Below are 19,110 nucleotides of genomic sequence, written 5' to 3'. Positions count from 1 at the left end.
GATGAGCGAGAAAAACCCGACGACGGGCGCGCACGCCGCCGACGACCAGGTCCATCCTGCCGCCCGGCCATTTTTATGGCTCGAAAAGCCAGCCGTTAAAGCGGCTCCTTTTTATATTTTCGGTGCGTTGGCCTTGGCGCTTCTGGTGTTGGAGTTTTTCTTTCCGCTTCATGCTGTGTCGAAATGGGATGATGTCATCGGATTCTACGAAATCGAGGGGTTCGTCGGGTTTTGTCTCGCCGTGCTGATGGGATGGCCCCTGCGTCGCCTGTTGGGTCGGCCGGAAGAATATTACGATGTGGAGGGAGATCATGACTGATCTCATCGCATCCGGTCTTTCGCCGGCACTCCCTGTCATCCTTGCGGGCCTAATTGCAACGGTTTCACCGTCTTACACGCTACGGAAAATCCTGATGATTGCCGCGCCGCTTGCGGCCGCGGCGGTTTGGTTCAGTTCAGACGTCGGAATATTCGGCATTTTCGAGGTCGCGGGATTTACGCTGGAAACCTACCGGTTTGACCCCTTATCCCGGGTGTGGGGATTGGTCTTCATCCTCGCGATTTTTCTGAACTCGATTTATGCTCTGCACGACCGGGATCAGCTGGCAGATGCGTCGACACTGATTTATTCCGGCGCGGGTCTCGGCGCGGTGTTTGCCGGAGATCTGCTAACCCTCTTCCTCTATTGGGAACTGACCGCAATCAGTTCGGTCTTCCTCGTTTGGGCGAGCCGGAATCCCGCTGCTTATCGCGCGGGACTGCGATACCTCGCGATTCATGTATTCTCGGGCGTAATGTTGTTGGCTGGCGCCGTTATGTTCGCTCAGCATCAGGGAAGCTGGCAGTTCAATGCGATTGATGTGAACGCGCCGGGCGGTCTGCTGATCCTGATAGCGTTCGGGATCAAGGCGGCATTCCCGCTCTTGCACAACTGGATGCAGGATGCCTATCCCAAGTCGACCGCGACAGGCGCAGTCGTCCTTTCGGCCTTTACCACCAAGCTTGCTATATACGCCTTGGCCCGCGGGTTTGCGGGACTGGATGTGCTGGTCTGGATCGGCTGCATCATGGTGGCCTTCCCGGTCTTTTATGCGGTTATCGAAAACGATCTCCGCCGGGTCCTGGCCTATTCGCTGAACAACCAGCTGGGATTCATGGTTGCCGCCATCGGGGTGGGTACCGAGCTCGGGCTCAATGGTGCTGCAGCCCATGCCTTTGTGCATATTATCTACAAGGCGCTGCTTTTCATGACGATGGGCGCTGTCTTCATGCGCGTCGGCCATACCCAGGCATCGCGATTGGGCGGGCTTTATAAATCCATGCCCTTCACCGCCTTCTTCTGTTTGATCGGAGCGGGGGCGATCTCGGCCTTCCCGCTCTTCTCGGGCTTTGTGGCCAAGGCGCTGACGATTTCGGCCGTGGCCTATGCCGGTTACGAGATTCCCTTCGTGATACTCGTTTTTGCCTCAGCCGGTGTGCTGGAACACTCGGGTATCAAAATTCCGTATTTTGCCTTCTTCCACCACGATCAGGGTCATCGCGTGAAAGAAGCACCTTGGAACATGCTACTGGCCATGGGGCTGGCCTCTTTCCTCTGCATTTATCTGGGCGTGAATTACGGAGTTTTGTACGATTTGCTGCCCTTTGCGGTGGAGTATGAGCCGTACACATTCGACCATATTGTCGGGCAAATGCAGCTCCTCCTTGCGGCGCTGTTCGCCTTTACCTTCCTCGTCAGGTTCAAGCTCTATCCCGAAGAGGTTCGATCGGTAAATCTCGATACGGACTGGATATACCGGAAGGTTGGCAATGGTGTGTTCCGGTGGAGTTGGCAGATGATCGACCGGTTAAGCGCCGCGATCGGTAATCGCGTGCGTAACCTGGGCCGGGACGTGTCGGGCAAGCTGTTCAACCTGTTCAGTCCAGCAGGCGCGATGAGCCGCGATGTCCCAAGCGGGGTGCTGGCTATCTGGACAAGTGTCCTGCTGGGGATCGTAATGCTGATCGCCTATTTCGCAGGATAGCCAGCTTATCCTCCAGAAATTTGTACACAATTATAAAGTGTATATAGACATGTCGCCACAAAGATAGGAAAGTTATCCTCACATTCCAGAACCGCTCTTAGACTGCGCGGAGCAGTGGAGATCGATAAAAGAGATGTGTGGACAACAATTACTTGAACGGGATCTGGCACGTGCCCGGCTTGCCCGCGAAACCGTCGCATTTGCGTTTGATGTGCCGGCTGACGAAATCGCGGCCCCGACGCGGCGCTCATCTGAAGTCGCGTTTGCACGACAAGTTGCGATGTATCTTGCGCATGTTGCATTCGAACTAAATCTGGCGCGTGTGGGGCTGGCCTTCGGACGCGACCGCTCAACCGCGGCTCATGCCTGCCAGATAGTAGAGGATCGGCGAGATGATCCGGCCTTTGATGCCTGGCTGGACGGTCTGGAGGATTGTCTAAGGACGGCGCCGGAACCCGAACGGACGGGACAGGCGGCCTAGATATGAGGGTGCCTGCCTGGCAAAGACGGCTAGCGGCCTCCAGCGGTCAATTGCGGCCAATCCCCGCCGAACCGGACATCTGGGGCGTCTTTCCGAAGGGCGACCGGCGTAAACGGCCGCTTGCACGCATCAGTTTTGATGTCGTTAAGGCAGCAAGAGCTGAAGGTGTGATCCGGCCAGTTTCTGCTGATGCCTACGAACTCGCGACGGATCCGGAGGCGGCTTCGGCGCGCCGGTTGGGTGATTTTCAAGTCCAGCACACGATCTCGAAGCGGAAGAATTTCATCTCCGCCGAAGGCCATATCCAGAATCGCGAGATCAATATTGCGGACTCGCCGCTTTCACGATGGACCAAGCGTGATCCCGCAACGGGCAAGGCCTATCTTTCCGTTTCGGAGTTCGAGGCCGGGGAGCGCTTGCGTGATGACTACAATGGTTCCGTGCTCGCCGAGCGGATAACCGCCGATTGGGCGAGTTATGCAGCCCCCTCGCGAAGCAGCGGAGGCCGCGCAAGGGAGGACGCATCCAATTCGGCCCGGGACGCCAAGGACCGTGTTTTTGCCGCGCTGGATGCCGTAGGTGCCGGTCTGGATCAAATCCTGATTGAGGTTTGTATCAGGGAGAAAGGCATGGAAGCAGCCGAGCGGCAACAGGGTTGGCCCCGGCGCGCCGGTAAGGCCGTTCTCAAGATCGCGTTGCAGCGCCTTGCGATCCACTATGGTATGCTGCGCGCTAGCGATGTGCGGCCTGAATCTCGGCCGCCTCCGTCTTGATCCGTGCAATCATGCTGTTGAGGCCATTCGAGCGCTGGGGCGACAGGTGTTCCGCAAGCCCGATTTTTTCCAGCACCGACCGCGCATCGATTTCGCCGATCTCGCTAGCAGCCCGGCCCGAGTATAGCCGGATCATCAAGGCGGCGAGACCTTTAACGATGTGGGCGTCTGAGTCAGCTTGAAATTCAAAGACGTTGTTTTGAGGCGGACTGATAGCAAGCCAGACACGGCTGGTGCATCCCTTGACCCGGTTCGCTTCTGTTTTCTCGGACTGCGGTAAGGCGGGCAGGGCTTTGCCCATGTCGATCAAATAGCGATATCGCTCCTCCCAATCGTCCAGGAAGTCGAATTCTTCAATGAGATCGTCGATGTCAGTTTGGGTATCCGGGGCCATGCCCGGCACATAGAGCGTCTTTCGCTCAATAACAAGAAATCACGATGCGTCAGCGCTCGTATGTTCGCGCTCATCAAGCCAGGTATCGACCCGGTCCAGCGACTCGCTGGCTGCGATGGTGACAAGACCGCCCGCTTCGCTGGCCAGATCACAGAGGGCGGGCAGATCCGTGCAGACCTGGTGCAATCGTTGGCCCTGCTCGATCATTTCGGAAATGTCGTCCGGCGCGGTCATACCTTCGCTGGAAAAGACAGCGGCAGGCGCAAAAGCGGAGACAATGGCGATCCAGAAAATAGCGCGAAATGCAATGCTCATTTGGTCAGCCCGTTCTGTTGATGACACACATGTCCCATCTGCAAGAAGGAGGCTAACCAAAGCCGGCGCAGATTTCCATCGAAACGCGAGTTAATAGAAAATAAACAAAAAAGCAGATCGTTCGAATTCTAATATATAGAAATCAGTTTGACTTCTTTACTTGTTGTTAAGTTTGTATCGTTGTGAAACACCTGACGTCGTTGCAGCCCTAATTGCTGCGATTCTGTGCCGCTTCGAGGCAATTAGACACATCCAGCAGTGCATGCTGGGCAATGCAGAATGAATCTTCGTATTCGAAATGGGCCGCAGCGACACATTGGGCAAGGTTTACGCGGGCCCAATCAATACAGCGTTGCGCAAGCGGATCTGCCAGCAGCGTCCGGATTGAATCTTCCGAATAACGGGAATCATTCCCGATCGCACGCAAGGCTGCGATTGACAGGATTCGTCCAACACGGACCCGGTCGGGTTCGTAAGGGACATCTGGATCAAGTGACAGATCAGGCGTGCTCGTTGGCAAACGCGGTGCTGGCGATGCAAACAAGGATGATGCCGGCGCCAGTTCGGCCTCGCTTACAAAACGGGTTGAGAACATATCTGTCGCGAGGGGTGCAGAAACACTATCTGCCGCCGTCAGAGCAGCGAGGCGGTTTTGACGATCACGCGCCACCGCATTGGCCCAACGCTCATTCTGAAGGTCATACGCAGCCAATCGGTATTGTTCTCCGATTTGACGGATTTCGCCTGAATCGGCTTCGATTGCCTCAATGACAGAGTCGCTGGCCTGGTCGGAATACCGGAACGCTCCCGCGTACGCAGGGTCGCTGACAAGAGCGGAAATTGCTGCATCGCGTCCGTAGAAGTCAGCGACATCCCTAACATCGTCAAGAAATTGGGGATGGCGCTCGGCAATGAGGGAGGAATAGGCCAGCCAGGCGCGGACTAGGCGCTCGCGTGCCAGGTAGACGGCCAGTTCATCCATGGATTGGTCGAGAACGGCCCCCGATGTGATTTCGCGCTCGCGGATTTCACCCAGTGTACGGTGAAACCCGGCATACTGACTGGCTGATCGAAGGACGAGATCGTTCTCGTCGGACGCGGGAGTTTGGGCGACATCCAATCGCAGAACGGGTTGCTCTGCAGGTTGCGTTTGTGGCGCATCCTGAATGGCTGTCATGAAAGCAACAGCGGAAATCAAGATATCAATCACAATCAAACACTCCTCTTCGGGACCCAATTTGCATAATGGTCGGTTCAACGCCATCACGCCAGACGTGTTTGGAGTTTGCTGCAGTCATTCTTGATGAAATCTTGCGTTAACGAATTTTGCGGCGGGTTAACCCCTTGTTAAGTGGGTGAGCGAAGGCTCAGAGTGCGGCTCCAAAGCGAGTCGCGGCAAAACGAGACGCTGCTCTGATGCGACTGACCAACCTCATTCTCCGTTCCGGCGGATTTCTCGTCCACCTTGGCTGGGCGATTGCAGTTGTTGTGATGGCGCTTGCCTGGTTTGACGGATTCGAGGCCTCACAGCTCGTCCTGGCGGCCGGTATTGCAGCCGCGCTTTTGCCGGCAGTTTTTGGAATTCTTTATGCACGCCGGTCAGCGGACCGTTTTCCCCGGCTTCTCCTGACGCTGATGTGGGTCGGCCTTGCAGCGGCGTGCGCAGTCATGACTGGCGGCGTTTTGGGACCGGCAGCCTGGGCATTTCTTCTGCCCGTTGCAGCAATTGCGTCATTTGGTGGCCGAGGGGCCATTATTGAGGCGGCGGCTCTCTCTGGAGCAACTTCGATCTTGTTGTTGGGATTGCAATTGTTGGGCTTGTTGCCGGTAATCTCTGTTGGTGCCGATATGATTTTGGCGGGATCGTTTGCGGCCGCGTGGTTTGTCGCCACCGGCTTCGCCTTCGCCGCGATCAGGAGTGTCCGGCAGACCGTGCGCCATGGCCGGCTGGTACGGAAACACCTCGCCCAAAGCCAGGCATTTGAAAATGCACCTCTGCCAATTCTTGTTTCGAAAGACGGTAATATTCTCGCTGCCTCGAAAGCAACACGTGACATGTTGCCGGGATTGCCGCCTCATTTACACGGATTGCCCTTAAGCGATCTGGCATTTTCAGAGCAAGACCGGGCATATTTTGACGCCGGTTTTGCGACGGCGTCTAACACAGTCGAAATTCGTGGAGCATCCGGTAATGCCAAAGGCGTCCAGATATTTCATACGCCATCGGGTGTCACAGCGCTTGTCCCGTCCAACTCCGATGCTGCATCTGTAAAGGTTCAACGCCAACTGACCGAGGAGCGTGATCAGGCCAGGTTGGAGGCGAAGGCAAAATCTGAGTTTCTTGCCTCGGTCAGTCATGAAATCCGAACACCATTGAATGCGATTATTGGCTTTTCCGATGCCATGAAATCGCGGCTATTCGGCCCGGTTCCCGCAAAATATGCGGAATATGCAGAACTGATCCATGAGAGCGGTCGGCATCTGCATGAGCTGATTGGTGACGTGCTCGATCTCTCCAAAATCGAGGCTGAGAGTTACGAATTATCGCTGGAGCGCTTTAACGCCCGGGATGTGATCGAACTGTGCGTGCGGATGCTCTCCCAGCGCGCGGATGATGCGAAGGTCTCAGTTGAACTCGCGGTTGAGGACGATTTGCCCGTCAAAGCAGATCGCAAGGCATTGCGCCAGATCCTATTGAATCTGCTATCCAACGCAATCAAATTCACGCCCGCGGCCGGCGTGATTGTGGTTATGGCCAAAGTTGAGGGCCAGCGCCTCTCGCTAGCCGTCGGCGATAGTGGGCCGGGAATTCCCGAAGCGGAGCTGGAGATGCTCGGGCAGCGCTATGTGCAAGCGTCGACCGCGCAAGGAACCACTGAACGCGGATCAGGCCTCGGGCTTTCGCTTGTGAAGGCATTAGCTGAAATGCACGGCGGGGAAATGAGGCTGGCCAGCAAAGTGGGCGAGGGAACAACGGTCTCTGTTTCAATGCCGGTGATTCACAAGGAAGCAAGCGCGGGAGATGCTGCCGAACCGCTTGAAATCCATACCCGGATTGAACGCGCGCAAACTGCCGGCCAGTCAATCGTTTCAGCGTCCAGCAGATAGATCCGGACTTGATCGAACGAACGCCAGGGCGGCTGCGAAGTCGCCGACACCGATAAAGCGGGTGGCGATCCGGTTTCCAGAAGCGTCAAAGGCCAACACTTCAATCGCCTCACGCGGGTCGAGCTCGACGAGCGACTCCAGTGCTGCGGACGGAAAGTTGAAGAATATACCGTCTTCAGCTGCAATTCGTGCCGAGGCCAGAAACTGATGGCTGCCATGCTGGGGAGGCAGATAGGACGTCCACTCCGGTGCGCCGTTGATTGTCAAAAGGCCGCCAAGCGTTGGATCGTACAATGAGGGCACACGCTCAGGATCGCGCATCCGGACCCTTACTGCCGCGACATCTGCATCAAGGTGAACAGCTGCCGCAAGTGACTGCTCGCCATTGCGATTATAAATCCCGAAGACCATGGGCAGCCGCGGGCCCGCAAATCCCTGCGAAATTACCCAGCTATCATATGCGAAGGGCCGGGTGGCTTGCCAGGCGCCCGGCGCACTGACATATGTCTGCGTGCGCTCGCGAAGCCAGCCTGCAAACGCAAACCGGATAATCCCCGCAAGATTGGACGTGGCTTCCGCGTTGCAGGATTGACTGGCGGCATTCCGCGTAATTTGCTGATAGCTCTCGTCAATGGTTTGCGCCGAATATCCCTGCCTGAGCAAGCTGCCACGGGTCTGCAGATAAGCCCCATCGAGTGCGAGCCGTTCCTGCTCATTGAACAGGGCGCACCGATCATCCAACGCGCGAGCAAGAGCCCGCTGCGCAAAGGTATCAAGCGGCGTTGGGGTCTGGACGTTCGCGCCCGCCAGCACGAACGCGGCCAGCACGGCTTGCATGGCGTCCTCCGTTCAGGAGGGTCAAATTACCGCCAACCGGTTGATTTGTCGTGAATCCGCCGCCGGCGCCAAATTGCGCGCAATAAAAACAGACCCGCCAACATAAACAGGACGAAGGCGATTTCGCGAGGCGTCAGCTCTGGCAGCCCATAGCGTTGAGCGAGAGAAATGTCGTCATCAACAGAGTAGTCATAAGCCGTTACCCCTCCTTCATCCCAGAACGCCGCCCGTCCGTTTAAAGCCGACCAGTGATCTGATCTGGAAAGCATTTGCGAGGCGCGCAAGAATCCCGATGGACGCGGCGAGGTGAATCCGGCGATCCATCGCGTCGGGTTTTCGGGATCCGTGAACGCTGTTGCCACGCCTGAAGCGGCAGGTAACAAATCATCAGCGTAGGCGGCAGAACTCAGGCGCAAGCTATTGCGTTGCCCGGTTTGCGCTGCTGCTGCGCGCAGGGCTGTCCGGAATTCTGCCGGGGCACCCCTCACAAAGGCACGATCTGTCAACGCTCCGGTTCCGATGAAAACGGTGTGCCGATCCGCCGGTGCGTCGAAGCTGTTGGTGCCGTACCAAGCATATATCCATGCGGTCTGGTGGGCGAGTGCCGTTCGGCTCATGATCGAAAGCGCAGCGAGCCGGGCTTCTCCGTCCGGCTCAGTTACAATCACGGACGCTTGCGCGCCCCGACCTTCACCGAATGGAAGTTGGGCATTTGCAAAGCTCCCGAGCGCGCTCGAATACGGAATGGATTGGGTGCTCTCGCGGCCAATTACGCCGGCGTTCAACGCGTCAGCAACGCGGAATACCTGGCTCCCGCTTCTTATCGATCGGCTGGCAAACACCCGTGCCACTGTTTCCAGGTCCCGGCGCTGCCGGCCAGCAATCAGGATTTGGTGAGGGCCTTGGCTGTCGAAACGGATCTCGGGTCCTGTCAAATCGGCATCCAGCTCGAATCCGATGCTTATGTCAGCATCAGCTGCGTTAGCAACGAATTCAGGCGTGCGGTTCATTCTCAGCGCCACGCCCTGGGCCAGAATGGACTCCAGCATAATTTCGTCCGGCTGATCCTCGATATGGATACGATCCAGTCGCGGGAAATCTGCCATCATCGCCGCCTCAGCAGAACCCAGAGAAGCAAGCCCGGCAGCATTCTGGTATTCCACACGCAATCGAGACTCGCTGCCATCGAGACTCCAGTAGCCTTGATCCTGATCCTCGAGAACGATTGTGACGAGGTTGGTACCGGATTGGAGCGTGGATGATGGAAGATCAATTTCTGCAAGGATGGGCTGGTCTGCGGGTTCGATCCGCACGGCACGGCTATTATTGACCATGACCAATAACGCCGAGCGGTTTCTCGGAGCGGGTCTCAGGTTAAGGACGAGGCGCCCCCCCGATGGCTCAATCGTCGGTCCCAAGGCAAATTGAATGGTCGACTCCGGCGCGTCAGCATCAATCGAGAGATTGCCAATTGGTTGATTGAGATTTGCGAGCGGCGTTTCTTGAACCGAGACATCGTCAGGCGTCTCCGCCATGGCCGTCGCCCACCAGCCAGCCAGAATCAATGCCAACAGCACACGCGATACTCGTACAAACATGATACGCTCCCCACCCTTTTATACTTTATTAAGCAATTGGCTTGCCATCAATGGAAATGACGCAAATCAGGGCAGAAATCTGGGTGCAAGCCTTGCTTCGCCGCGCTATGGTTGCAGGGGTGATGGGGGGAGTTCTCCGCTCAGGCGATAAAGATGCCGGCGCTATCCTTTTACGTGTATCGCGGTTGGATGGAACGGCGGATTTCTACGTCCCGGCACGGGACATGGAAGGGCAGCGAATCTGGACGCAGCCACTTGGGAACGCGCCCGTCGACGAGGCCAGAATCGGCCAGTATTGCGAACGCCGGATTGAGGATGATCCCGACCTCTGGGTTGTTGAACTGGAAGATCGCGAGGGGCGTCATTTTCTGACCGAGCCGGTTGAGCGCATGGATTAGGCTTGCGCTGCTGCGCGGCTGCAATTAGGTCCCCGCAAATACCAGAACGAATTGGCGATCAATTATGAGCGCAACGACCCCTATCGGCGCATGGAATACGCGGCGGACCTACGCCATCATTTCGCACCCTGATGCCGGTAAAACGACGCTGACAGAGAATATCCTATTTGCCGCCGGCTCGATACGGCTGGCCGGGCAGGTTCGTGCACGTGGTGAAAATCGCAGGACGCGTTCTGACTGGATGAAGATCGAGCAGGATCGGGGAATTTCCGTCTCGGCCTCTGTGATGACCTATGAATACAAGGGGCTGACGTTCAACCTCCTCGATACGCCGGGTCACGAAGATTTTTCCGAGGATACATACCGGACGCTCACCGCCGCGGACAGCGCAATCATGGTGCTCGATGCTGCGCGGGGTGTAGAGCCGCGAACCCTGAAACTCGTTGAGGTTTGCCGCTTACGCGATATCCCGATCCTCACATTCATCAATAAGCTCGACCGGGAAGCTCTCGCGCCTGAGGCCCTCCTGGATGACATCCAGGACAAGCTGGCGCTCGACACGGCGCCGATGCAGTGGCCCGCAGCCTCAGGCCAACGCTTTGCCGGCGTGATGGATCTGGCAAAAGACAAATTTGTGCCCTTCAAGCCGGAGGAGGGCGAGATGGCGTCCGGAGCGCCGGTTGGTGCGGATCAGCTCGAAGGGCTACTTACGCCCGACGTTTATGGGGAGTTGACCGAAGGCGTCGAAATGGCCCGCGAGCTCTGCCCGCCATTTAAAAAACAATCTTATGAGGAAGGGCATCTGACGCCGGTCTATTTTGGCTCGGCGCTCAAGCGCTTCGGGATTACCGAGCTGCTGGATGCACTTGCCGATGTTGCTCCCGGACCTCAGCCGGAATCGGCGATCATCAAGAAAGCTGACCGCGAGATTTTGCCTGATGGCAAAGACGTCTCCGGGTTTGTTTTCAAGGTACAAGCCAATATGGACCCGAACCATCGCGACCGGGTCGCTTTCTTGCGATTGGCGTCAGGCAAATTCAAAAGGGGCATGAAGCTGAAAACCCATAAGGGCAAATCAATCACCGTCTCCTCGCCGATCATGTTTTTTGCGCAGGACCGGGAAATCGCCGACGAGGCATTTGCAGGTGACGTGATTGGTATCCCCAATCACGGCCTTTTGCGGGTGGGCGACAGCCTCAGCGAGAGCGGCGAGATTGTGTTCGCCGGCATTCCGAATTTTGCGCCCGAAATCTTGCGTCGTGCGCGGTTGGCTGATCCCCTGAAAGCCAAACATTTGAAGAAAGCCCTGGAATCTCTTGCGGAGGAGGGCGTGACCCAGCTTTTCCGGCCGGTCATTGGCGGCGATTTTGTTGTTGGGGCCGTCGGTCAGCTCCAGATCGAGGTTATGGCAGAACGCGTGTCGGCCGAATACGGGCTTGATGTGACTTTTGAACCCGCCCCTTACGAAACTGCCCGTTGGCTCAGCGGCAGCGATAAGGACATCGACGCTTTTGCGGACCGGCATAAAAGCGCGATGGCGGAAGATATTGATGGTGATCCGGTATTTCTGGCCAAATCGGCTTGGGAAGTTGGCTATTCGGAAGAAAAATGGCCTGACCTGAAATTCCTTCGGGCCAAGGAGCGAAACCAGTGAGCCAGCCGGATCTATCAATTTTCAACGAGGTCACCGAAGAAGCGCAATCGCTGTGGGCGCTCGCGCTCGACGTTTGGGATACCAGTTTTCTGGGCGCCAGCGTGGGGCAAGGATTGCTAGCCGTATTGGCCTTGCTGGCAGGGCTTCTGCTCCGAGGCCTTATTGCAAAATGGCTGATCGGTTTTCTACGCCGATTTGTCCGCCGGACCTTGACGCCGATCGATGATGCCATCGTTGATGCCCTCGCCGGACCCATGAAACTCATCCCGGTGATTGTCTCTATCTATGTGGCCGGGATTGTTTTGGGATTTGGCGGCGACAATTCGATGGGCTCGCGGATTGTGCAGTCACTGATCGCGATTTCTCTTTTCTGGGCGTTGCACAACGCGGTGAAGCCGGTTGCTAACAGTCTTGATGCCCTGGCTGAGGCCTTGACGCCGGTTATGATCGATTGGCTGACAAAAGCCTTTCAGATCATCTTTATCATTGTGGGGGCGGCCGCTGTTCTTGAAATCTGGTCGATCCCGGTTGGCCCAATTGTCGCCGGTCTCGGATTGTTTGGCGTGGCCGTCGGGCTCGGGGCCCAGGATCTATTCAAGAATTTGATTGCTGGTGTCCTGATTCTCACCGAGCGCCGATTCTTGCCTGGAGACTGGGTAAAGGTTGACGGCGTGGTTGAAGGAACGGTCGAGAAAATCAACTTCCGGTCAACGGTTGTCCGGCGGTTTGACAAAGGACCCGTCTACGTTCCCAACTCGAAGCTTTCGGACAACGCCGTGACCAATTTTTCGCGTATGACGCACCGCCGGATCAGCTGGGCGATCGGGGTAGAGTACAAGACGACGACAGAGCAGCTGGCATTTATCCGGGACAAGACGCTGGATTTTGTGCTCAACCATCCGGAATTCGCCAAACCGCCGGAGGTTACGACTTTCATGCGGGTTGATGCTTTCGGCCCCTCATCGATCGATTTCAAGCTCTACGCGTTTACCGTCACGACCAACTGGACGGAGTGGTTGCGGATAAAGGAGGAGCTCGCCTTTGAGCTTATGAAGATTGTCCATGAGGCCGGGACATCGTTCGCCTTCCCGTCACAGACCGTCTATGTCGATGATGGTTCGGAGGTCTTCTTGCCACCGCATCTCAAGGCGGAAGCCCAAAAGATCCAGCAGCCCACTAACTCCGGCGGAGAAAGCGGCTGAACCGAAGCTCTGTCGGGCATTTTGGCCGCTTAAGCGGCCTCTGCCTTCTTCCGCAACAGCATGAAGCGCAAGGCTCGTTGCGCTTCGCGTTCAGACAGTTCGTCGAAAATCCGACCATACTCGCGTGCATCACGCAGGGCGTCGCCTTTCCCGGCATTGCGAAGGACGGACAGAGTGACAAAGAGCGAGCGATCCAGACCGCCTGCCTTGCAGATAAGGCAAAGTGGATCAATGCTCGGGCTCTCTAGCGCGCGTTTAGCGGTGCCAAGATCTGTTTCCGCGAGCACCGCCAGGCCTGCGGCGCAACGCATTGTCTGTTTTTCCCGCATCAACTTGATAACCAGAGCACTGTCCAGTTGGCGACGAAGCTTCATCGCATTGATGTATCGCTTGGCCTCGTCGGCATCCTTATCATTGCCCAGGCGGGCCTCAAGGCGCGCGTGCGAGGCTTCCATCGCTTTTTGAAGCTCTTCCGGGTCGATGCCGTCAAATCTATCAAGAATTCGATGACGCAAACGCGTTTCGACGACTGCCATCATGTCATTCAGGAGATCGGCCGGCATTTCTTTCCGGTTGACCAGGGGCTCGTGCAACGCCGTACTGGTTTCCGCACGTTCGGTGATTGTTTCGAATGCTTTTCGCGAAAGGCGCGCACCGGCGTTTTTCACGAGTGAAGCGACTGTCTCATCTGTGCCGCGGCGAATGATCGTTTCCGAAACGGACTCCGGCACATTCTCGCGCTGTGTGATGACTCTCAGGTGTGACTGGCCTTTCTCTTCCGCGAGCGAAAGCAAGTCATCCTCGGACAAGGTGTTGGATGATTTCAAAATCGGGGCTGCGACCTCAATAACGTCCCGCGCAAGCTGCATAACCAGACCATGAGGCGCGGCGTCCGTTCCCGCGAAGCGCTCCGCCAGTTCCTCTCGCGCATCCTGAGCGGTTTCTTCCGCCAGGCGCGAGAGGACGTTGTCATACTGTGAATGGGTCGCAGACCCTGCGCTTGGAATATCATCGAAGAAATGGTCGGTGACTTCACGAAGCAATTCCCGGCGCCGGTCACTCGATTTTTCCTTGGCCAGATCGACCAGCTTGTGAAGATTGGATTGGACCGACATTCAAACCGCCAGAATTCTTGAAACCTGAGTTTCCGCAAAACCGGTAAAGAAAGCGTGGCCAGCCGAGGTTAATTCATTCCGCGAAATGTCATTGCGCCTTGCCCCTGTGAGCGATATTGAGGCCGATCAATCCCGGGAGCGTGCTGATATGACGGAGACTACCCGCCTGAGCTGGCGCCAGAAGTTGGAACGCTTCGTCGAAAGCCCGCTTTTTCTCAATACGATCATTGGCATCATTCTTTTCAACGCGTTTACGCTGGGACTGGAAACCTACCCCATTGAAACGCCGTGGATTGCCAATGCCCTGCCGGTTATCGATTCCATTATCGTCGGGATTTTTGTCGTGGAGCTTACGCTGAAGCTCATTGCGTACGGGCCGCGGTTTTTCCGGAGTGGGTGGAACTGGTTCGATCTGATCATCGTTTCGATTTCGCTGGTCCCGGATGCAGGCGCCTTCTCGGTGTTGCGGGCAATGCGCATTTTGCGGGTATTCCGCTTATTCTCGATCATGCCGGACATGCGAAAAGTGATCGAGGCGCTGATGAAGGCGATCCCCGGTATGGGGGCCATCCTCGCGGTACTTTCTCTTATCTTCTACGTTTCGGCTGTGATGGGCACAAAGCTGTTCGGCGAGAGCAATCCAATGTTCGAGACGCTGGGCGGATCGGCGTTCACGCTTTTTCAGGTGATGACGCTGGAAAGCTGGTCGATGGATGTCGCGCGGCCAACCATGGAAGCCTATCCCTTCGCCTGGCTGTTCTTTGTCGTTTTCATCGTCCTGACGACCTTTGCCGTTTTGAACATGTTCATCGCGGTCATCGTTGACTCCCTGCAATCGAAACACTTCGACGAAGAGGAAGAGCGGGCGGCAAAGAGTGAGGCGGATGCCCAGGCGGACCGCGATGTCGTGCATGCGGAATTAACGGAAATCCGTGACGAACTCAAAGCGCTTCGCGAAGCACTCGAGAAGCGCTAGGGGATCGCATTCACCTCCCTTTCGAAAGCGCTTGTCAGGTCAGCATAGAAGGCTGCGAGCCGCTCTTCATATTCTGTCCGTTCGCGTGGGGCCGGAGCCGCCAGCAAGCGCGGGGGCAGGCTGGAATGCGCGTCGATCATGAAGTCGCGCCATATGCGGGCCGGCAGGCCTCCACCCGTGACGTCCCGTGTCGGCGTGTCATCATCATTTCCCACCCAGACACCGGCAACATAGTCGGCGCTGAATCCAATAAACCAGGCATCCCGGAAGGACTGGCTGGTACCGGTTTTACCCGCTACAGGCCGATCTCCCATACGCGCGTTGACACCAGTGCCGCTCAAAACAACGTCCTGCATCATGGTGGAAAGCGTTAGCATATCGGCTTCCTCGGCCACGCGTTCCGGATCGCTGGTGATCGGCGCTTCCCACAGTATATCTCCGCGCGAATTGCTGATCCGTTGCAGAAAAACGGGCGGATGCCGCAGGCCAGCTGTGGCGATCGTGCCATAGGCGGAAGTCAATTCCACCAGCGTAACTTCAACCGCGCCAAGTGCCAGCGCCGGCAGAGGTGGCAGCTCGGTTTCGATGCCCAAACGCGCCGCTGTTTCTACAAGCGTTTCAGGCCCGACTTGCGCGCCGATTTGGGCAGCGACAGTGTTGATGGATCGCCGGAACGCCTCCTGTAGCGTTACGCGGCCCCGGAAATTCCCGCCAAAATTCTGGGGTTGCCAACCTTCCAGATCAATGGGCTCATCAAGGTAGGCGGTGAAGGGTGACGCCCCATCCTCCAGCGCTGCCAGAAAGACAAAGGGTTTGAAAGCAGAGCCCGGTTGCCGCCGCGCCTGTGCGGCTCTGTTGAACTGGCTGACGGCATAATCCCGTCCCCCAATCAGAGCCAGAAGCTGACCATCATAGGCGAATACGACGAGCGCGGCTTCGCCAGCGCGTTCTGCTTCGCTTTCCTGATCCATCCGGCTGGTCAGTCTTTCATGCGCGGTCTCCTGCAGGTCAGGGTCAATAGAGATTTGAAGAACCACATCCGAGGGAAGGTCCCCAATTTCGGATCGGGCGAATTGAACCGCGAGATCAAAAACATGGCCATAAACATCAGGGTCGCGCCGTGTCTCCGGCTCTCGAATTACCGGTTCCGCCGGGCTGGCTTCCGCAGCGGCACGTTGCTCAGCGGAAATGAAACCCGTTTCCTCCATCGCGGCCAGCACGATCGCTGCACGCGCTTGCGCAGCTGACAGGTTATTCGTCGGATCGAGACGGCTTGGCGCTTTTGGCAGGGCCGCAAGCATGGCGGCCTCGGCGAGCGTCAGCTCGGTCGCAGATTTGTTGAAGTATCGCAGCGCCGCAGCTTCGATGCCATAAGCACCCGCGCCAAAATAAATCCGGTTCAAATAAAGTTGTAGAATTTGCTCCTTTGTCAGGCGGCGTTCCAATGCCCAGGCAAGACGCATTTCCTGAATTTTCCGGCGCATAGAGCGCTCTGGGGTCAGCACCAGATTTTTGACCAATTGCATAGTGATCGTCGAGCCGCCCTGTACGGTCGCACCAGCCCTCAAATTGGCCAGCACAGATCTACCGGCGGCCCAGACATCCACGCCGGAATGCTCGTAAAACCGTTGATCCTCGATGGCGAGAAACGCCTGCGCGACATGTTCCGGCAAATCTTCAATCTGTGCGGGGGCACCATAAAGGGGTCCGCGGACGTCTATGATTTCTCCATGGCGGTCCACAAGGGTGATCGAGTTCTCACGACGGACATCCCACAGAACCTCTAGATTTTCGGGCAATGACGGCATGTCTGAGAACGCCCACCGCCAGAAAGTGCCGCCTGCAACCCCGCCAATCAAAACGGTCAACGCGACCACTATCGTTACGATCCAGGCCAGCCGTTCGCGGCGCCTGCTTTTTTCAGCTAGAAGATCGGCTCTAAACGGGGGCATTGACCCGCACGGGCTCCCAAGAATGCGTAAGGTTATGGCCTAATGTCTAACGACCCGTTCTGGAAAGTGAAATCGCTGAAAGAGATGTCGCGCGAAGAATGGGAGTCTCTATGTGACGGATGTGGCAAGTGCTGCCTTGTGCAGCTGGAAGACGAGGACGGGGACCGGCTTTTCACATCTGTTTCTTGTAAACTCTATGACGGCGCAACCGGCCGGTGCAAAGATTATAGCAACAGGTCCGTCAGGGTGCCCGATTGTGTAGTCTTATCGCCTGAAAATGTCGGCCAGCTGGAATGGATGCCAAACACCTGCGCCTACCGGCTGATCCATGAAGGACAGGATTTGCCTGAATGGCACCCGCTGGTCACCGGGGATCCACAATCGACCTTTAAAGCGGGCATGAGTGTTCGTGGCCTAGTGATTTCGGAACTGCAGGTCGATGAAGACAGTCTCGAAGCGTTTGTGACCGATTGGCCGGGCGAAAGCGGGGATAGATGACTGCCTATCCGCAGACGCGCAGATAAAAGCTGCATGATTACAATATATTGAAATTAATCTTTGGAAGAAATCCGTCGCGCGCGGTCCCGGGGCTATAAACCGGCATGGTCGGAAAAAAGCCAAAGAGACAGCGTCTCGACCGGACCGATTGGGAAATGCGGATCCGGCAGTATGAGGCCGGAACGCCCATCGCGGACATTGCCCAGGAAACCGGGCTGAGCACACAATGGGTTTACACGAAAATTGGCCGCCACCGGTCAGAACCAAAAACAGATCGTGATCGGCATCATCTGGAGGCTATGCGCCGTGAGTTGATCCGCGCCGAGACCGATTTGATGTGCGGCAACGTCGAGGGTTCGGTGAAACGCATGCGCGCGCTAGCCATGCTGATCAAGCTGGAAAGCGAATTCAATCAGTGTGGCGATGCGGCGACTGGGACGCCTGTGGAGGCTGACGATTTCACAGATGCCAAGGTCGAGCTTGAACGCCGGCTTGCTCGCTTACGGGCCGCAAGCGCAGGAAAAAGCCTGGCTGAACTTGGTTACGAAGAACCAAGCGAAGGGGTTTCTGAGTGATTGGGAATTCTGGGCGCGGCCCGCTCAGCTGCCGCCCGAGACAGACTGGCTGATCTGGCTATTCCTTGGCGGGCGCGGGGCCGGGAAAACACGGGCCGGGTCGGAGTGGGTGAGAAACCGGATCTTAGCCGGTTGTCGCCGGATCGGGTTGGTTGCACCGACGTTGAATGATGCCAGAGAGGTGATGATTGGCGGGCCGTCCGGCCTGCGGAATATTGGTCCTGAGGCCGAACGGCCAAACTATGAGCCGTCGCGGCGGCGATTGATCTGGCCGAATGGCGCGGAAGGCTACGTGTTTTCGGCTGAAGATCCGGACAGTCTTCGCGGTCCGCAATTTGATACAATCTGGGCCGATGAGTTTGCGGCCTGGTCTTATCCTCAGGAGACGCTGGATACGCTGTTGATGGGCTTGCGCTTGGGCGATGATCCCCGGCTGACCATCACAACGACACCCCGGCCGATCCCGGCGCTGAAAGCACTGGTCAAGCGACCCGGTGTGTCGATGACGCGGTCCACCAGCGCAGAGAATGCCGGGAATCTGGCCGCCGGCTTTATCCCGGCGATGCAGGCCGCCTATGGCGGTTCGCTGCTGGGCCGGCAAGAGCTGGATGGCGTGCTGATCGAAGATCCGCAAGGCGCGCTCTGGACCCGAAACGATATTGAAAACGCCTGCTCGGATGCCCCTGTGGACCCGCAGCGGATTGTTGTGGCGGTTGACCCTCCCGCAACCGGCCATGACCGCTCGGATGAATGCGGGATTATCGTCGCAGGCGCGTCGGGCGAGGGTAGCGATCGAATAGCCAGCGTGCTGGCCGATCGCTCCTTCGGCCCGGCGAAACCATCGGCCTGGGCTGATGCAGTTGCCGCGGCGTTCGATGGATTTGAAGCCGACTGCGTGGTCGCGGAATCCAATCAGGGCGGAGACATGGTCGCGGCGGTTCTGAAAGCCGGCCGGCCGGATCTACCGGTCAAGCTGGTCCGCGCCAGCCGGGGAAAGCGCGCCCGCGCGGAACCGATTGCGGCGCTTTATTCGGCGGGCCGGGTGAAACATTCAGGGCGCTTTGCAGCGCTCGAAGACCAAATGTGTGCATTCGGATCCCCGGAAGCCGGATCGCAAAGCCCTGACCGTGTGGATGCGCTGGTCTGGGGCATCACGGATTTGATGATGACGCCGCAGTCGGCACCAAGGCTGAGGCAGCTTTAGAGAGAA

General features: G+C 57.2%; 19 protein-coding genes. 12 read left to right on the top strand and 7 right to left on the bottom strand.

Annotated elements, in window-relative coordinates; all coding sequences use genetic code 11:
- Position 1: 1 nt before the first annotated feature.
- The 4 genes from ACO079_RS05245 (at position 2) to ACO079_RS05230 (ending at position 3,278) form a co-directional block, all read left to right on the top strand.
- Positions 2–319 (top strand): hypothetical protein, encoded by a 318-nt coding sequence (locus tag ACO079_RS05245; RefSeq protein ID WP_421792295.1) that lies wholly within the window; start codon positions 2–4, stop codon positions 317–319.
- Positions 312–2,024, top strand: coding sequence for a Na(+)/H(+) antiporter subunit D (locus ACO079_RS05240; RefSeq protein ID WP_421792293.1), 1,713 nt, complete (start codon positions 312–314; stop codon positions 2,022–2,024). The genes ACO079_RS05245 and ACO079_RS05240 overlap by 8 nt, the downstream gene beginning before the upstream one ends.
- A 133-nt stretch (positions 2,025–2,157) precedes the next feature.
- A complete protein-coding gene (locus ACO079_RS05235) occupies positions 2,158–2,505 on the top strand; it encodes a helix-turn-helix domain-containing protein (RefSeq protein ID WP_421792291.1) in 348 nt (115 codons plus the stop codon).
- Between the two features lie 2 nt (positions 2,506–2,507).
- Entirely contained in the window at positions 2,508–3,278 is a 771-nt protein-coding gene (locus tag ACO079_RS05230) for a DUF6456 domain-containing protein (protein ID WP_421792290.1), read from the top strand.
- Here ACO079_RS05230 and ACO079_RS05225 read toward each other — a convergent pair.
- The 3 genes from ACO079_RS05225 to ACO079_RS05215 form a co-directional block, all read right to left on the bottom strand.
- Positions 3,238–3,672: a SufE family protein gene (locus ACO079_RS05225; protein WP_421792289.1), complete on the bottom strand. Its 435-nt coding sequence runs from the start codon at positions 3,670–3,672 to the stop codon at positions 3,238–3,240. The two genes, ACO079_RS05230 and ACO079_RS05225, sit on opposite strands and share 41 nt — an antisense overlap.
- A gap of 39 nt (positions 3,673–3,711) precedes the next feature.
- Positions 3,712–3,987 carry a hypothetical protein gene (locus ACO079_RS05220; protein WP_421792288.1) on the bottom strand — a complete coding sequence of 92 codons (276 nt, stop codon included), beginning with the start codon at positions 3,985–3,987 and terminating at the stop codon, positions 3,712–3,714.
- 208 nt (positions 3,988–4,195) lie between these two features.
- Positions 4,196–5,197, bottom strand: a complete 1,002-nt coding sequence (locus tag ACO079_RS05215) for a hypothetical protein (protein ID WP_421792286.1) — start codon at positions 5,195–5,197, stop codon at positions 4,196–4,198.
- A 206-nt stretch (positions 5,198–5,403) separates the two neighbouring features.
- On the opposite strand from ACO079_RS05215, the gene ACO079_RS05210 reads away from it, so the two are divergent.
- Positions 5,404–7,095, top strand: a complete 1,692-nt coding sequence (locus tag ACO079_RS05210; RefSeq protein WP_421792285.1) for an ATP-binding protein — start codon at positions 5,404–5,406, stop codon at positions 7,093–7,095.
- Here the strand turns inward: ACO079_RS05210 and ACO079_RS05205 are convergent.
- Together ACO079_RS05205 and ACO079_RS05200 are read right to left on the bottom strand one after the other, a co-directional pair.
- Positions 7,078–7,932 (bottom strand): hypothetical protein, encoded by an 855-nt coding sequence (locus ACO079_RS05205; protein ID WP_421792283.1) that lies wholly within the window; start codon positions 7,930–7,932, stop codon positions 7,078–7,080. The two genes, ACO079_RS05210 and ACO079_RS05205, sit on opposite strands and share 18 nt — an antisense overlap.
- A gap of 26 nt (positions 7,933–7,958) precedes the next feature.
- On the bottom strand, positions 7,959–9,530 hold the full coding sequence (locus ACO079_RS05200; protein WP_421792282.1) for a hypothetical protein: 1,572 nt from the start codon (positions 9,528–9,530) through the stop codon (positions 7,959–7,961).
- Positions 9,531–9,652: 122 nt separating this feature from the next.
- On the opposite strand from ACO079_RS05200, the gene ACO079_RS05195 reads away from it, so the two are divergent.
- From ACO079_RS05195 to ACO079_RS05185, 3 genes are all read left to right on the top strand, one after another.
- Positions 9,653–9,928 carry a DUF1491 family protein gene (locus ACO079_RS05195; protein ID WP_421792280.1) on the top strand — a complete coding sequence of 92 codons (276 nt, stop codon included), beginning with the start codon at positions 9,653–9,655 and terminating at the stop codon, positions 9,926–9,928.
- A 64-nt stretch (positions 9,929–9,992) separates the two neighbouring features.
- Positions 9,993–11,582 carry a peptide chain release factor 3 gene (locus ACO079_RS05190; RefSeq protein ID WP_421792279.1) on the top strand — a complete coding sequence of 530 codons (1,590 nt, stop codon included), beginning with the start codon at positions 9,993–9,995 and terminating at the stop codon, positions 11,580–11,582.
- Positions 11,579–12,784 carry a mechanosensitive ion channel family protein gene (locus tag ACO079_RS05185; protein WP_421792277.1) on the top strand — a complete coding sequence of 402 codons (1,206 nt, stop codon included), beginning with the start codon at positions 11,579–11,581 and terminating at the stop codon, positions 12,782–12,784. Before ACO079_RS05190 ends, ACO079_RS05185 begins: the two co-directional genes overlap by 4 nt.
- 29 nt (positions 12,785–12,813) lie before the next feature.
- Here the strand turns inward: ACO079_RS05185 and ACO079_RS05180 are convergent, their stop codons facing one another.
- Positions 12,814–13,899: a DUF2336 domain-containing protein gene (locus tag ACO079_RS05180; protein WP_421792276.1), complete on the bottom strand. Its 1,086-nt coding sequence runs from the start codon at positions 13,897–13,899 to the stop codon at positions 12,814–12,816.
- A 148-nt stretch (positions 13,900–14,047) separates the two neighbouring features.
- Here ACO079_RS05180 and ACO079_RS05175 point away from each other — a divergent pair, with 148 nt between their 5' ends.
- Positions 14,048–14,875: an ion transporter gene (locus ACO079_RS05175; protein WP_421792274.1), complete on the top strand. Its 828-nt coding sequence runs from the start codon at positions 14,048–14,050 to the stop codon at positions 14,873–14,875.
- Here the strand turns inward: ACO079_RS05175 and ACO079_RS05170 are convergent.
- Entirely contained in the window at positions 14,872–16,827 is a 1,956-nt protein-coding gene (locus ACO079_RS05170; protein ID WP_421792272.1) for a transglycosylase domain-containing protein, read from the bottom strand. The genes ACO079_RS05175 and ACO079_RS05170 overlap by 4 nt on opposite strands.
- 42 nt (positions 16,828–16,869) lie before the next feature.
- Between ACO079_RS05170 and ACO079_RS05165 the strand changes: the two genes are divergently transcribed.
- The 3 genes from ACO079_RS05165 (at position 16,870) to ACO079_RS05155 (ending at position 19,104) form a co-directional block, all read left to right on the top strand.
- Positions 16,870–17,325: a YcgN family cysteine cluster protein gene (locus tag ACO079_RS05165; protein WP_421792271.1), complete on the top strand. Its 456-nt coding sequence runs from the start codon at positions 16,870–16,872 to the stop codon at positions 17,323–17,325.
- 104 nt (positions 17,326–17,429) lie between these two features.
- A complete protein-coding gene (locus tag ACO079_RS05160; protein ID WP_421792269.1) occupies positions 17,430–17,900 on the top strand; it encodes a hypothetical protein in 471 nt (156 codons plus the stop codon).
- Positions 17,791–19,104, top strand: coding sequence for a DNA-packaging protein (locus ACO079_RS05155; protein ID WP_421792267.1), 1,314 nt, complete (start codon positions 17,791–17,793; stop codon positions 19,102–19,104). The genes ACO079_RS05160 and ACO079_RS05155 overlap by 110 nt, the downstream gene beginning before the upstream one ends.
- Positions 19,105–19,110 lie beyond the last annotated feature (6 nt).

The organism is Hyphobacterium sp. (assembly GCF_965228115.1).
In the GTDB taxonomy this organism is placed as follows: Bacteria; Pseudomonadota; Alphaproteobacteria; order Caulobacterales; family Maricaulaceae; genus Hyphobacterium.
The sequence above is the reverse complement of the archived record's forward strand: the minus strand, read 5'-3'. Positions and strand labels throughout refer to the sequence as shown.

Bases quoted from the DNA above. Each gene is read 5' to 3' on its own strand.
- ACO079_RS05200 (WP_421792282.1), bottom strand. From the start codon at position 9,530: ATGTTTGTACGAGTATCGCGTGTGCTGTTGGCATTGATTCTGGCTGGC.
- ACO079_RS05165 (WP_421792271.1), top strand. From the start codon at position 16,870: ATGTCTAACGACCCGTTCTGGAAAGTGAAATCGCTGAAAGAGATGTCG.
- ACO079_RS05230 (WP_421792290.1), top strand. From the start codon at position 2,508: ATGAGGGTGCCTGCCTGGCAAAGACGGCTAGCGGCCTCCAGCGGTCAA.
- ACO079_RS05195 (WP_421792280.1), top strand. From the start codon at position 9,653: ATGGGGGGAGTTCTCCGCTCAGGCGATAAAGATGCCGGCGCTATCCTT.
- ACO079_RS05160 (WP_421792269.1), top strand. From the start codon at position 17,430: ATGGTCGGAAAAAAGCCAAAGAGACAGCGTCTCGACCGGACCGATTGG.
- ACO079_RS05210 (WP_421792285.1), top strand. From the start codon at position 5,404: ATGCGACTGACCAACCTCATTCTCCGTTCCGGCGGATTTCTCGTCCAC.
- ACO079_RS05170 (WP_421792272.1), bottom strand. From the start codon at position 16,827: ATGCCCCCGTTTAGAGCCGATCTTCTAGCTGAAAAAAGCAGGCGCCGC.
- ACO079_RS05175 (WP_421792274.1), top strand. From the start codon at position 14,048: ATGACGGAGACTACCCGCCTGAGCTGGCGCCAGAAGTTGGAACGCTTC.
- ACO079_RS05205 (WP_421792283.1), bottom strand. From the start codon at position 7,932: ATGCAAGCCGTGCTGGCCGCGTTCGTGCTGGCGGGCGCGAACGTCCAG.
- ACO079_RS05180 (WP_421792276.1), bottom strand. From the start codon at position 13,899: ATGTCGGTCCAATCCAATCTTCACAAGCTGGTCGATCTGGCCAAGGAA.
- ACO079_RS05190 (WP_421792279.1), top strand. From the start codon at position 9,993: ATGAGCGCAACGACCCCTATCGGCGCATGGAATACGCGGCGGACCTAC.
- ACO079_RS05245 (WP_421792295.1), top strand. From the start codon at position 2: ATGAGCGAGAAAAACCCGACGACGGGCGCGCACGCCGCCGACGACCAG.
- ACO079_RS05225 (WP_421792289.1), bottom strand. From the start codon at position 3,672: ATGGCCCCGGATACCCAAACTGACATCGACGATCTCATTGAAGAATTC.
- ACO079_RS05220 (WP_421792288.1), bottom strand. From the start codon at position 3,987: ATGAGCATTGCATTTCGCGCTATTTTCTGGATCGCCATTGTCTCCGCT.
- ACO079_RS05155 (WP_421792267.1), top strand. From the start codon at position 17,791: ATGCCAAGGTCGAGCTTGAACGCCGGCTTGCTCGCTTACGGGCCGCAA.
- ACO079_RS05240 (WP_421792293.1), top strand. From the start codon at position 312: ATGACTGATCTCATCGCATCCGGTCTTTCGCCGGCACTCCCTGTCATC.
- ACO079_RS05235 (WP_421792291.1), top strand. From the start codon at position 2,158: ATGTGTGGACAACAATTACTTGAACGGGATCTGGCACGTGCCCGGCTT.